12 protein-coding genes and 1 other annotated feature are annotated in these 14,002 nt (G+C 45.0%); all 12 genes read left to right on the top strand.

Going from position 1 to position 14,002, the window contains the following annotated elements; all coding sequences use genetic code 11:
* The coding region (locus tag cpu_RS13930) for a hypothetical protein (protein ID WP_234970190.1) at positions 1 to 203 on the top strand (203 nt) is incomplete at its 5' end.
* Positions 204 to 226: 23 nt separating this feature from the next.
* Positions 227 to 442: a binding site (T-box leader), on the top strand.
* A gap of 92 nt (positions 443 to 534) precedes the next feature.
* Entirely contained in the window at positions 535 to 1,416 is an 882-nt protein-coding gene (gene ilvE / locus cpu_RS05005; RefSeq protein ID WP_075858949.1) for a branched-chain-amino-acid transaminase, read from the top strand.
* 12 nt (positions 1,417 to 1,428) lie between these two features.
* Positions 1,429 to 3,090: a dihydroxy-acid dehydratase gene (ilvD, locus tag cpu_RS05000; protein WP_075858948.1), complete on the top strand. Its 1,662-nt coding sequence runs from the start codon at positions 1,429 to 1,431 to the stop codon at positions 3,088 to 3,090.
* Positions 3,091 to 3,101: 11 nt separating this feature from the next.
* Entirely contained in the window at positions 3,102 to 4,760 is a 1,659-nt protein-coding gene (gene ilvB / locus cpu_RS04995) for a biosynthetic-type acetolactate synthase large subunit (RefSeq protein ID WP_075858947.1), read from the top strand.
* An 11-nt stretch (positions 4,761 to 4,771) separates the two neighbouring features.
* A complete protein-coding gene (gene ilvN, locus cpu_RS04990; RefSeq protein WP_075858946.1) occupies positions 4,772 to 5,284 on the top strand; it encodes an acetolactate synthase small subunit in 513 nt (170 codons plus the stop codon).
* Between the two features lies 1 nt (position 5,285).
* Positions 5,286 to 6,278, top strand: a complete 993-nt coding sequence (gene ilvC / locus cpu_RS04985) for a ketol-acid reductoisomerase (protein WP_075858945.1) — start codon at positions 5,286 to 5,288, stop codon at positions 6,276 to 6,278.
* Positions 6,279 to 6,290: 12 nt separating this feature from the next.
* The gene (ilvB, locus tag cpu_RS04980; RefSeq protein ID WP_075858944.1) at positions 6,291 to 7,955 is read left to right on the top strand and encodes a biosynthetic-type acetolactate synthase large subunit; all 1,665 of its coding nucleotides are present in this window, start codon (positions 6,291 to 6,293) and stop codon (positions 7,953 to 7,955) included.
* Between the two features lie 72 nt (positions 7,956 to 8,027).
* Positions 8,028 to 9,557: a 2-isopropylmalate synthase gene (locus tag cpu_RS04975; RefSeq protein WP_200800640.1), complete on the top strand. Its 1,530-nt coding sequence runs from the start codon at positions 8,028 to 8,030 to the stop codon at positions 9,555 to 9,557.
* Entirely contained in the window at positions 9,557 to 10,822 is a 1,266-nt protein-coding gene (gene leuC / locus cpu_RS04970; protein ID WP_075858942.1) for a 3-isopropylmalate dehydratase large subunit, read from the top strand. The genes cpu_RS04975 and leuC overlap by 1 nt, the downstream gene beginning before the upstream one ends.
* Complete coding sequence (leuD, locus tag cpu_RS04965; protein WP_075858941.1) at positions 10,822 to 11,310, top strand: 3-isopropylmalate dehydratase small subunit; 489 nt, start codon at positions 10,822 to 10,824, stop codon at positions 11,308 to 11,310. Before leuC ends, leuD begins: the two co-directional genes overlap by 1 nt.
* Positions 11,279 to 12,403, top strand: coding sequence for a 3-isopropylmalate dehydrogenase (gene leuB, locus cpu_RS04960; protein WP_075858940.1), 1,125 nt, complete (start codon positions 11,279 to 11,281; stop codon positions 12,401 to 12,403). Before leuD ends, leuB begins: the two co-directional genes overlap by 32 nt.
* Positions 12,381 to 13,955, top strand: coding sequence for a citramalate synthase (cimA, locus tag cpu_RS04955; protein ID WP_075858939.1), 1,575 nt, complete (start codon positions 12,381 to 12,383; stop codon positions 13,953 to 13,955). Before leuB ends, cimA begins: the two co-directional genes overlap by 23 nt.
* The last annotated feature ends 47 nt before the right edge of the window (positions 13,956 to 14,002 follow it).

Below are 14,002 nucleotides of genomic sequence, written 5' to 3'. Positions count from 1 at the left end.
TGATGGCATACTCATCATCTCCTTTGTTCTCTATTATACAAAATAAAAAGATAGTAGACTTTTATCTGTCTACTATCTTTTTACCAGTTCCGATTACCTTTCCCGGTTATTTTTTTGTAAAGGTTATGAGAAAAAAGAGAAAAATTTTTGAACATTGTATACATTTTGTTATTTTATTGACAAGTAAGCTTGGTCTTTTATAAAATTATCAGCAAAACATTTTGCAGAAAAGGCAGTGAATGGGAGCGGTGCAAAAGGAAGGCCCCAGAGAGCCGGGGGTAGCTGGGAACCCGGTGCCTGAGTTTTGCACAGATCGCCCGGGAGCTTTCCGGTCGAAGGTTTTAGTAGGCCGGAACGGTTTATTACCGTTATCCCAATTAAGCGGCCAGGAACCTTTCCTGGCAAGCAGGGTGGTACCGCGGGCAAAACCCCCGTCCCTGAATAGTTCCAGGGACGGGGGTTGTTTTTATATATTTTTAAGATTTTTTTGCATAAAAATGAAAAAATTTTAATAAAATTGCGGAGGTGTGGGCTATGGGGTTGATTATTTATTTAAATGGGGAGTTTGTTCCGGAAGAGGAGGCTAAAGTTTCGGTATTTGACCACGGGCTTTTATACGGGGATGGGGTGTTTGAAGGGATTAGAGCATATCATAACCGGGTTTTTAAGTTAAAGGAACATATAGATCGACTTTACGAGTCGGCAAAGGCGATTCTCTTAGAAATCCCCCTATCCAGGGAAGAAATGGCTGAAGTTGTGCTGGAGACAATGCGGCGAAATAATTTACGGGAAGGCTATATTCGGTTAGTAGTTGCCCGAGGGAAAGGAGATTTGGGCTTAGACCCCCGAAAGTGTTCCAAGGCTACGGTATTTTGTATTGGAGCATCCATTACCCTTTATCCGGAGCGTTTTTATGAAGAAGGGCTTGAAGTAATCACTGTTCCTACCCGGAGAAACCTAAACGAGGCTTCAAGCCCCAGGATTAAGTCATTAAACTATTTAAACAATGTTCTAGCCAAGATTGAAGCTAATCTGCACGGGGTTTTAGAAGCTATTTTATTAAATCAAGAGGGTTATGTAGCTGAGGCTACCGGTGACAATATTTTTATTGTTAAAAATGACCGTTTAATTACTCCCCCTCCTTATGCAGGCATTTTAGAAGGGATAACCCGTAATACGGTAATGGATTTAGCACGAAAACGGGGTATCCAGGTAGAAGAAAAGCTGTTTACCCGTTATGACATTTTTAATGCCGATGAATGCTTCTTAACCGGTACTGCAGCGGAGGTAATTCCTGTAGTTAAGGTTGACGGCAGAATTATTGGTAACGGCGTTCCGGGGCCAGTGACCAAAACGTTAATAAAAGATTTCCGGGAATATGTTTATACTGATGGTCCATTTATTTTTAACGAGTAAAGGAGGAAGAAAATGCCAAGTAACCTCATAAAAAAAGGAATCAGCAAAGCTCCCCACCGGAGTCTCTTAAAAGCTTTGGGAATAACTGATAGCGAAATGAGCCGTCCTTTTATTGGAGTAGTACACAGTTTTTCCGAAATTGTGCCGGGACACCTGCACCTTAGGACGGTAGTAGATGCGGTAAAATCTGGAGTGAGGAATGCTGGCGGTGTTCCCTTTGAGCTTCCGGTAATAGGAGTTTGTGATGGGATTGCGATGAATCACGAAGGGATGAAATACTCCCTGGCTAGCCGTGAGCTTATTGCTGACTCGGTGGAAGTCATGGTAAAAGCCCACCAGTTTGATGCTCTGGTGTTTGTTCCCAATTGCGATAAAATCGTTCCGGGAATGTTAATTGCTGCAATGCGTTTAAATCTTCCAGCCATCTTTGTAAGCGGCGGACCAATGTTAGCAGGAAAGGTAAATGGCAAGGCAGTTTCTTTAAGTAATGTTTTTGAAGGGGTTGGGGCAGTTGCCGCCGGAAAAATGACCGATGAAGAGCTTTTGGAGTATGAAAATCACGCCTGCCCTGGTTGTGGCTCTTGCGCTGGCATGTTTACTGCCAACTCAATGAACTGCCTGACCGAGGCTATAGGGATAGCCCTTCCTGGAAACGGCACTATTCCGGCGGTGTATGCCGAGAGGTTAAGACTGGCCAAACTTACCGGGGAAAAGGTTTTAGAGCTTTTACAAAACAATATCCGTCCCCGGGATATTTTTACCCGGGAAAGTCTCTTAAATGGTTTAGCCGTAGATATGGCTCTGGGGTGTTCAACCAATACTGTTTTACATTTAGCGGCGGTAGCCTATGAAGCAGGGGTGGAGTTTGATTTAAATTTAGTTAACGAAATTAGTGAAAGAACTCCTAATCTCTGCCGGTTAAGCCCTGCTGGCCCCCATCACATGGAAGACCTTTATTTTGCCGGGGGCATTCCGGCGGTGATGAAAGAGCTTTCCAAGAAAGGTTTGATTAATGAAGAACTTTTGACCGTTTCGGGGAAAACGGTAGGGGAAAATCTGAAAAATGCTGTCAATAAAAATTCCGAAGTTATCCGTCCCATTGATCATCCTTACTCGGAGACGGGGGGCTTAGCAATTTTGTTTGGAACCCTGGCACCCCAGGGAGCGGTGGTGAAAAAATCAGCGGTTTTACCGGAAATGCTAACCCATACCGGTCCTGCCCGGGTTTTTGATAGTGAAGAGGAGGCTACCAACGCGATTTTAGCGGGGCAAATAAATAAAGGGGATGTGGTGGTAATTCGCTTTGAAGGCCCCAAAGGGGGGCCCGGGATGAGGGAGATGCTAACTCCTACGTCAGCGCTTGTCGGTATGGGCTTAGACCGGGACGTGGCTCTAATTACCGATGGCAGGTTTTCAGGAGCAACCCGGGGAGCAGCGATTGGTCATGTTTCCCCGGAAGGGTATGAAGGTGGGCCGATAGCTTTGGTTCGGGAAGGAGACTTAATAAAAATAGATATTCCGGGACAAAAGATTGATCTTTTGGTAGAAGAAGAAGAACTTAACCGGAGAAAAGCTCAACTGAAACTTCCCGAGCCCCAAATTAAAGCAGGCTACCTGGCTCGGTACCAAAAACTGGTGAGTTCTGCTAATTTAGGTGCGGTGTTTTTAAAGTAGAGGTGAAAGATATGGAGCTAACCGGAGCACAAATTTTAATTAAAGTTTTGGAGGATTTAGGGGTAGATACGGTTTTTGGGTATCCAGGAGGAGCGGTTTTGCCGATTTATGATGCCCTTTACGATTCAAAGATTACCCATTACTTGACCCGGCATGAACAGGGGGCTGCCCATGCGGCGGACGGATATGCCCGGGCATCAGGCAGGGTAGGAGTATGTTTTGCCACATCCGGTCCGGGCGCAACTAACTTGGTTACTGGCCTCGCAACCGCTTATATGGATTCGGTGCCGGTGGTTGCCATTACCGGACAGGTGGCTACTTTCCTTTTAGGGAGGGATTCTTTTCAGGAGGCCGATATTACCGGAATAACTATGCCAATCACCAAACATAATTACTTGGTGAAAGACCCGGGGGAAATTGCCCAAACGGTGGTGGAAGCATTTTACATTGCCCGGACGGGACGACCGGGACCGGTTTTAATCGATATTCCCAAAGATGTCTCGGCAGCAAAAGCCCATTATAAATTTCTCGAAAAAGTTGAACTTCCAGGGTACAAACCAGTTCTTACTCCACGGGAGGAGGAAATAAAAAAAGCGGCGGCGCTTATAAACGACTCCGAGCGTCCGGTGGTTTTTACCGGGGGCGGAGTAATAAATGCCGGTGCTGAGCAGTTATTGCTACAATTGGCTGAAAAAATAAATGCACCGGTAGTTGCGAGTTTAATGGGGCTGGGCGGATTTCCGGGGAATCATCCCTTATTTTTAGGGATGCTGGGAATGCATGGAACTAAACCGGCAAACTATGCTGTTAGCGAATGCGATCTCTTGCTGGCAGTGGGGGTACGGTTTGATGATCGGGTTACCGGAGATGTAAAGAGCTTTGCACCTAAAGCCAAAATTATTCATTTGGATATTGATCCTGCCGAAATTAACAAAAATGTGCGGGTAGAAGTGCCACTGGTGGGGGATGTAAAGAACAGCCTTCAACTTTTGTTAGGGATGATAGAAGAAAAAAAGCCGGAAAAATGGTTGGAGTTTGTTGATGAGTTAAAGGAAAAATACCCTTTAACTTATAATCAAGAGTGTGGTTTAAAGCCCCAAAAAGTTATCGAAATTCTTTATCAGCAAACTGGCGGAGAAGCGATAATTGTCACCGATGTTGGACAAAACCAGATGTGGGCAGCCCAATATTACAAGTTTAACACACCCCGTAGCTTCATTTCGTCAGGAGGACTTGGAACCATGGGTTTTGGCCTTCCGGCGGGCATTGGAGCACAAGTGGCAAGACCGGACCGCCAGGTGGTGGTAGTTACCGGTGATGGCGGCATTCAGATGAATAGCCAGGAACTTATGACTGTCGCTGCTTATAATATTCCGATAAAGGTGATTATTTTAAATAACGGTTATTTAGGAATGGTGCGGCAGTGGCAGGAACTTTTCCACCAGCGCCGCTATTCCCATACGGAACTTGTAAATCCAGAATTTGTTAAATTAGCGGAAGCTTACGGAATTTTTGGAGTTCGAATTAAAAAGGAAGATAATTTGGAGGAAAAGCTTTGGGAAGTTTTAAAACACCCGGGGCCGGTAGTAGCCGATATTTGGGTAGACCGGGAGGAAAATGTTTTTCCCATGGTGCCGCCGGGAGGCGCTATTAACAAAATGTTAGGCTAAGGGGGGATTAGATGCGGCATACTTTAGCGGTATTGGTGGAAAACAATCCGGGGGTCTTAGCCAGGGTCGCAGGGCTTTTTAGCCGGCGGGGATATAACATTGATAGCCTGGCGGTAGGCAGAACCGAAAATCCGGATATTTCGCGCATGACTATTGTAGTAGAAGGGGATGACCGGGTTTTAGAGCAGGTAGTAAAGCAGCTGCGAAAACTTGTCGACGTAATAAAAGTTCAGGATATTACCTCGGAACAGTATGTGAGTCGGGAACTCCTTTTATTAAAAGTAAATGCTGATTCCGAAACCCGGGGAGAGATTATGCAGATAGTGGAAATTTTTCGGGCCCGGATTGTCGATATTGGCCCTAAATCTCTGACCATTGAAGCCACCGGGGATGAGGAAAAAATCGAGGCAATTGAGAATGCTCTGAGGCCTTTTGGGATAAAAGAGCTGGTGCGTACTGGGAAAATTGCCCTTTTACGGGGTTCTAGAACATCAAATATCAATGGGACTAAGGAGGAGGAATAACATGAAAAAAGTTTACTATGATCAAGATGCTAATTTAGAACTTTTACGGGAGAGAAAAATTGCGGTTATTGGATATGGCAGCCAGGGTCATGCTCAGGCACAAAACTTAAAAGACAGCGGTTTAAATGTAGTGATAGGCCTTCATGAAAAGAGTAAAAGCCGGGAAAAAGCAGAAGCCGATGGTTTTACAGTAATGAATGTGGCTGAAGCTGCGGCCTGGGCGGATATTATTCAGATATTGGCTCCGGATCAGACCCAAGCCCAAATTTACCGGGAAAGCATTGAAAAACATTTAACGACCGGAAAAGCTTTAATGTTTTCCCATGGCTTTAACATTCACTACGGGCAAATTGTACCGCCAGCCGATGTAGACGTGTTTTTGGTGGCACCGAAAAGTCCGGGCCATTTAGTGCGGCGGATGTATGTGGAAGGCAAAGGAGTGCCAGGATTAATTGCGGTTTACCAAGATGCTACCGGAAAAGCGAAAGACTTAGCCCTTGCCTATGCCAAAGGGATTGGCTGTACCCGGGCAGGAGTTTTTGAAACTACCTTTAAAGAAGAAACGGAAACGGACCTTTTTGGCGAACAGGCGGTATTATGTGGAGGGGTTACGCACTTAATTAAAGCGGGTTTTGAAACTTTAGTCGAAGCGGGATATGCTCCGGAAATGGCTTATTTTGAATGTTTACATGAAATGAAGTTAATTGTGGATTTAATTTATGAGGGTGGCTTCTCGTTAATGCGGTATTCCATTTCCGATACCGCTGAATACGGTGACTACATGGTTGGTCCCCGGATTATTACCGAAGAAACCAAAAAGGAAATGAAAAAGGTTTTAGAAGAAATTCAGAACGGTACGTTTGCGAAAAACTGGATTTTAGAAAATATGGCGGGACGCCCGGTATATAACGCCATTAAACGTCAGGAAAAAGAACACCTCATTGAAAAGGTGGGAGCGGAACTTCGGCAAATGATGCCATGGCTGAAAAAGTAGGGGGGATGTCTTTTGGAGATTACTGGTGCCAGGGCTTTAGTAAAAGCTCTTGAACTGGAAGGTGTTTCAACGGTTTTTGGCTATCCCGGGGGAGCGGTGGTGCCTCTTTATGAGGCCTTACGCCAATCAAAAATTCAGCACGTTTTAGTGCGCCATGAGCCGGGGGCAATACATGCCGCTAACGGTTATGCCCGGGCTTCGGGGAAAGTAGGAGTATGCATTGCTACCTCCGGACCGGGGGCCACCAACCTGGTAACCGGAATTGCTACGGCTTACATGGATTCAGTACCGGTAGTGGTGATTACCGGCCAGGTACCCACTACAATGGTGGGGACTGATGCTTTTCAGGAAGTAGATATTACCGGCATAACCATGCCAATTACCAAGCACAACTTTTTGGTGAAAAATCCGGCGGATATACCAGCAATTGTGAAAAAGGCCTTTTATATTGCTTCTACCGGTCGACCGGGCCCGGTATTAATTGATCTACCAAAAGATGTAGCCTCTCGAACTATCAACTTTCAATATCCGCAGAAAGTAGAGATCCGCGGGTATAAGCCTAATTTAAAAGGCCATCCCCAGAAAATTGCCGAAGCGGTAAAGGTCATAAGTCAGGCGAAAAGGCCGGTAATTATTGCTGGCGGCGGCATAATAGCCGCTAACGCCAGCCAGGAACTCTATGAGTTTGCCGTAAAGGCAGATATTCCGGTAACTAATACCCTCATGGGACTTACTTCCTTTCCCCAGGACAGCCCGCTTTTCTTAGGGATGCTCGGACTGCACGGGACCCGTTATGCTAATTTAGCGGTAACCGAAAGTGATATTTTAATTGCCCTGGGGGTACGGTTTGCCGACCGGGTAACGGGAGAGTTATCCGGCTTTGCTCCAAAAGCAAAAATTATTCATATTGATGTAGACCCGGCGGAAATCGGCAAAAACGTTAGGGCTGACGTTCCCATTGTTGGTGATGTAAAAAATGTTTTACAGGAGATGTTAAAATTAATTGAACCGCAAAACCACCAGGAGTGGCTGTCTAAAATAAACTCCTGGAAAGAAGATTTTCCCTTAAAATACGAAAAAGATGAGTATATAAAACCGCAGGAAACTATTAAACTTTTAGGAGAAAAGGTTTCGGATGATACCATAATTGCTACCGATGTGGGACAGCATCAGATGTGGACAGCGCAATTTTACCCTTTTAGAAAACCCCGTACTTTCTTAACCAGCGGTGGCCTTGGCTGCATGGGTTACGGGTTGCCGGCAGCTATTGGTGCGGCAATAGCTTTTCGGGATAAACAGGTAGTATTAATCACCGGCGATGGTAGCTTTCAAATGAATATGGGAGAGCTTGCTACTGCCAGGGAACAGAATTTATCTTTAAAGATTATCTTGTTTGTTAATAGAAAACTGGGAATGGTTAAGCAGTTGCAGGAATTTTATGCTAACAAAAATTACTTTGGTATTGATTTAGGTTTTATTCCGGATTTTGTGGCTTTAGCAAAAGCTTATGGGATTCCAGGACGGAAAATTACCAAACCGGAAGAGGTAGACGAGGCTTTAAACGAAATGCTTGGGCATAAGGGAATGTACCTTCTAGAAGTAGAAATAAGTCCCGAGGAAAAAGTGCTTCCTATGGTGCTCTCGGGGGCACCTATCGGGGAAGCGGTGGATTGGTAATAACGGTGGTAAGTGGTCGGTGGTCGGTCTTCCTCACCGATTACTTGCAAAAAAGCTGGAAGGGTGAGATTGATGGATAGGGTTAGGATTTTTGATACGACCTTAAGGGATGGGGAGCAGTCTCCAGGAGTTAGTTTAAACGTCCACGAGAAATTGCAAATCGCCCGGCAACTACAAAAGCTGGGCGTTGATATTATAGAGGCTGGTTTTCCGGTAACGTCGCCAGGAGATAAAGAAGCCGTTTTCCTAATTGCCCGAGAAGTAAAAGGGGTGGTAGTGGCAGGGCTTGCCCGGGCTTCAGCGTTGGATATCGAAACCGCTTGGGAAGCCTTAAAAGAGGCCGAAAACCCAAGGATTCATACTTTTATCGCTACTTCCGATATTCATTTAAAATACAAGCTGAAAATGGACCGGGAGGCGGTAATTGAACGGGCAGTAGCAGCAGTAAAACTTGCGAAAAAATACACTTCCGATGTGGAGTTTTCGGCGGAAGATGCTTCAAGAAGTGATTTGGACTTTTTGTGCCGGGTCGTGGAAGCAGCAGTAAAAGCAGGAGCTACTACTATAAACATTCCCGATACCGTTGGTTATGCGGAACCGGAAGAGTTTGGGGAATTTATCCGCAAAATTTTAGAAAAAGTTCCGGTAATGGACCGGGCAGTCTTAAGCGTTCACTGCCATGATGATTTGGGCCTTGCGGTGGCTAATAGTTTAGCAGCTATAAAAAATGGCGCCCGGCAGGTGGAATGTACCATTAACGGAATTGGCGAACGGGCTGGAAACTGTTCCTTGGAAGAAATAGTCATGGCTCTTTATACCCGAAAAGATCTTCTACCCTTTTATACCGGAATTAAAACCGAGGAGATTTACCGGACCAGTAAGCTTGTTAGCAATTTAACCGGTATGCCGGTGCAGCCCAACAAAGCAATTGTGGGGAAAAATGCCTTTTCCCACGAATCGGGTATCCACCAGGATGGGGTTTTAAAGGAAAGGACTACTTATGAAATAATGAACCCAAAGCTAGTAGGTATTCCCGAATCCCGTCTCGTCCTTGGAAAACATTCGGGAAGACATGCGTTAAAGGAGAGGTTATTAGAGCTTGGTTATGAATTAACCGAGGAGCAATTAAACGAAGCTTTTATTAAATTTAAAGCTTTAGCCGATAAGAAAAAAGAAGTTACCGACCAGGATTTAGAAGCAATGATGGAAGAAGAAATAAGAAAAGTTCCCGAAACTTTTACCCTGGAGTATTTCCATATTTCTACCGGTTCAACGATTATCCCCACGGCCACGGTGGGCTTATTAAAGGAAGAGGAAAAATTAGAAGAAGCTGCCACCGGCGATGGACCGGTAGATGCCATTTATAAAGCTATCAATAAAATAACCGGTTTAACCCCGGTTTTAGAACAGTATTCAATTAACGCTGTAACTTCCGGTGAAGATGCCCTGGGAGAAGTAGTGGTGAAATTAAAAAATGGCCGCGGGAAAATTATTACCGGTCACGGAGTTTCCACCGATATTTTAGAAGCCTCAGCCAAGGCTTATTTAAACGGTATTAACAAAATACTGTTTGAATTTTCACTGAAAGGGGAGAAGCAGTAATGGGGATGACAATGACCGAAAAAATCCTGGCCTTCCATGCTGGCAAAGGCAAAGTTGAGCCGGGAGAGCTCGTATCCTGCAAGGTAGATGCGGTTTTAGCTAACGATATAACCGGGCCGGTGGCAATTAGTGAGTTCAAAAAAATTGGGGTGGAAGCAGTTTTTGACCGGGAGAGGGTTTATTTAATACCGGACCATTTTACCCCTAACAAAGATATTAAAAGTGCTGAACAGGCCAAAATTTTAAGGGATTTTGCCCGGGAGCAAAACCTTACCTATTATTTTGAAGTAGGTAAAATGGGCATTGAGCATGTGCTCCTGCCGGAAGAAGGGCTGGTATTGCCGGGAGAGGTGATTATCGGTGCCGATTCCCACACCTGTACTTACGGGGGGCTGGGGGCTTTTGCCACCGGGGTAGGATCTACTGACCTGGCAGCAGCTATGGCGCTGGGGGAAACCTGGTTTAAAGTTCCCGAGAGCATTAAGTTTTATCTTTATGGCGAAAAGCTTTTACCCTATGTTTCGGCAAAAGATATTATCCTTTATATTATAGGCCAAATTGGAGTTGATGGAGCGTTATATAAAGCTATGGAATTTGCTGGCTCAGCCCTAAAATTAATCTCCGTTGAAGGACGGCTTACTATGGCTAATATGGCTATTGAAGCCGGGGCAAAAAACGGCATTTTTCCGGTAGATGAGCTAACTTTAGAATACGTAAAGAGTAGAGCAAAACGGGAATTTCAAGCTTTTGCCAGCGATCCCGATGCCCGATACGAAGCGGTTTACGAAATTAACGTGGAAGAAATCGAACCGCAGGTAGCTCTTCCCCATCTTCCAGAAAATGCCGTGCCGGTAAAGGAGGTATCCGGCAAGGACATTGACCAGGTGGTAATTGGGTCCTGCACCAATGGCCGAATTGAGGATTTACGGGTAGCGGCTGCGATTTTAAAGGGGAAAAAAGTTAAAGATTATGTCCGGTGTATTATCATACCCGGATCCCAAAAGGTGTACCGCCAGGCTTTAAGGGAAGGGCTTATAGATATTTTCCTTGAAGCGGGAGCGGCAGTCTCTACCCCTACTTGTGGTCCCTGCTTAGGTGGACACATGGGGATTTTAGCCAAAGGGGAAAAGGCTGTTGCCACTACTAACCGAAATTTTGTAGGCCGGATGGGCCACGTGGAATCGGAAGTTTATCTAGCGGGACCGGCGGTAGCAGCAGCTTCAGCGGTAGTCGGAAGAATTGCCCATCCCGAGGAGGTGTTATAATGCGGGCTTTTAAGTTTGGAGACGATATTGACACCGATGTAATTATTCCGGCGAGGTATTTAAATACATCTGATCCTGCAGAACTTGCCAAACACTGTATGGAAGACGGGGATCCTGACTTTGCCAAAAAAGCAAAGCCCGGAGATGTGATTGTGGCAGGGAAAAATTTTGGTTGTGGAAGTTCAAGAGAACATGCGCCAATAGCTATTAAAGCTCTAGGCATTGAAGCGGTAATTGCCAAATCCTTTGCCCGAATCTTTTACCGGAATAGTTTTAATATTGGCCTAAAAATTTTGGAATGCCCCGAGGCGGCCGAGAAAATCCGGGATGGGGATGAGCTTTCCATAAATTATGATACCGGAGAAATAAAAAATCTTACTACTGGCGAAAGCTATTTTGCCAAGCCGATACCGGAATTCATGCAAAATATTATTGCCAAAGGAGGACTAATTAACTATGTCCGGGAGAAATTGCAAGGGACCGTTTAAGATTCTTGTACTGCCGGGGGATGGCATCGGACCGGAGATAACCCGGGAAGCGGTTAAAGTTTTAAAAGCGTTGAGCGAAAAAAGCGGCATTACCTTTAATTTTCAGCACGGGTTAATTGGCGGAGCAGCAATCGATGAAGTTGGTGTACCACTTCCGGCGGAAACAGTGGAACTGGGGAAAAAGAGCGACGCCATTTTATTAGGCGCCGTTGGCGGCCCAAAGTGGGATAATCTACCGCCGGAAATCCGCCCGGAATTAGGGGGACTTTTAAAAATCCGTAAAGTTTTTGACCTGTATGCCAACTTACGGCCGGTTATGTTTTTCCCGGAACTGAAAAATGCTTCCCCTTTAAAGCCGGACATAATTGAGGGTGTGGATATTTTAATGGTCCGGGAGTTAACGGGTGGCCTTTATTTTGGCGAGAAGAAACGGATTACTACGGAACAAGGGGAACAAGCGGTAATTGATACCTTGATTTATACCGAAAAAGAAGTGGAAAGGGTAGTAAGACTTGGTTTTGAGTTAGCACAAAAACGAGGAGGTAAACTTACTTTAGTGGATAAAGCCAATGTTTTGGAAAGTTCCCGTTTTTGGCGGGAAGTAGCAGAAGAGGTGAAAAAGGATTATCCTGAGGTAACTTTATCTTATATGTATGTAGATAACTGTGCAATGCAGCTTATAAGGAATCCCCGGCAGTTTGATGTAATCGTTACCGAAAACATGTTTGGGGATATTTTAACCGATGAAGGCTCGGTTTTGGCCGGTTCCATTGGACTTTTACCCTCGGCCAGCTTAAACGGAAAGTTTGGGTTATATGAGCCGATCCACGGTTCTGCACCGGATATTGCCGGACAAAACAAAGCTAACCCCCTGGCAACAATCTTATCGGCTGGAATGATGTTAAGATACAGTTTAGACTGCCCGGAAGAAGCGTTACTTATTGAAAAAGCAGTAAAAGCAGTATTACAAAAAGGTTACCGGACGGGTGATATTTTGGAGCCGGGTACTACGTTAGTTACCTGTGAAGAAATGGGTGATTTAGTAGCGGAAGAAATCTTAGGTGGGGTTTATGATGAAGGTTTACCTTTATGATACTACTTTAAGAGACGGAGCCCAGGCCGAAGGGATAAATTATACGGTTTCCGATAAATTAAAAATTACCAAGAAACTAATTGCCTTTGGCATTGATTATTTAGAAGGTGGGTGGCCGGGAGCAAATCCTAAAGATTTAGAGTTTTTCCAGGAAGCCAAAAAGCTTGATTTTAATAAAACTAAGCTTGCGGCTTTTGGTTCAACCCGCCATCCAAGGCTTTCGGTAAAGGATGATTCCAACCTCCATAATCTTCTTAAAAGCGAGGCACCGGTAATTACGGTTTTTGGCAAAGCCTGGGATTTACATGTGGAAATGGCGTTGGAGACGAGCTTGGAAAACAATCTTTTAATGGTTTATGAAACCGTAGCCTTTTTAAAAGATGCCGGCCGGGAAATGGTTTTTGATGCGGAACATTTTTTTGACGGTTTTAAAAATAATCCCGATTATGCTCTTAAAGTTATCGAACAGGCCGCCAGGGCTGGAGCCGATTTCATAGTATTATGTGATACCAACGGCGGAAGTTTGCCCAAAGAGATTCGGGCCGGGGTGGAAGCAGCTTTAAAAATTCACTCCCGTATCGGCATTCACGCTCATAACGATTCGGAACTGGCGGTGGCCAATAGTTTAGAAGCGGTAAAAGCCGGGGCCATTATGATTCAGGGAACAATAAACGGTTATGGCGAGCGGTGCGGCAATGCTAATCTTTGCTCACTTATTCCTAATCTTTGCCTAAAAATGGGGGTAGAGCTAAACTGTCAGGACAATCTTAAAAACCTGACCCGGCTTTCTAGGTATGTTGCGGAAATTGCCAACCTTCATCCTAATCCTTATCAGCCGTATACCGGGCAGAGCGCTTTTACCCATAAAGGCGGTGTTCACGCCAGCGCTCTTTTAAAAGATAAGGGAACTTATGAACATATACCTCCCGAGCTGGTAGGCAACCACCGGAAAGTTTCCATATCCGACCAGGCCGGAGTTTCAAACCTTCTTTTTAACAGTGAGAACCTGGGGTTATCGGAAGAAGAGGTAAAAACCTATGGCAAAGAACTGGTGGCGGCAATTAAGGCGATGGAGCACCAGGGTTACCAGTTTGAAGGGGCCGAAGCATCTTTGGAACTTTTAGTCCGAAAAGTTTCCGGAAAATTGCTTGAACCTTTTAAAATTGACAATTCAAAGCTCATTATTGAAATTAAAGAAGATGGTCGGGTCTTATCCGAAGCGGTGGTTAAAGTCCGGGTGGGGGATACCACAATTCATACCGCTTCCGATGGCAACGGTCCAGTAAACGCTTTAGATAATGCCTTAAGGAAAGCTCTTTTAGAAATATACCCCAATCTTTCGGAACTTAAGCTTACCGACTATAAGGTCCGGGTCTTAAACGAAAAAGCCGGAACCGAGGCGGTAGTGCGGGTGTTAATTGAATCGTCAGCCGGCGAGAAAAGTATCAATACCGTGGGAGTTTCCACCAATATCATTGAAGCCAGTTTAAAAGCTTTAACCGACAGTTTAATCTACTTTTTAATTAATAATAGTGAAGGGACTGTTTCTTAAAACAGTCCCTTTTTTAATGTTGGCGCTTGCTGACCTGGCTCATTTTT

This window comes from Carboxydothermus pertinax, from assembly GCF_001950255.1.
Classification (GTDB): Bacteria; Bacillota; Z-2901; order Carboxydothermales; family Carboxydothermaceae; genus Carboxydothermus; species Carboxydothermus pertinax.
This window is presented reverse-complemented; position numbering and strand designations above follow the sequence as displayed.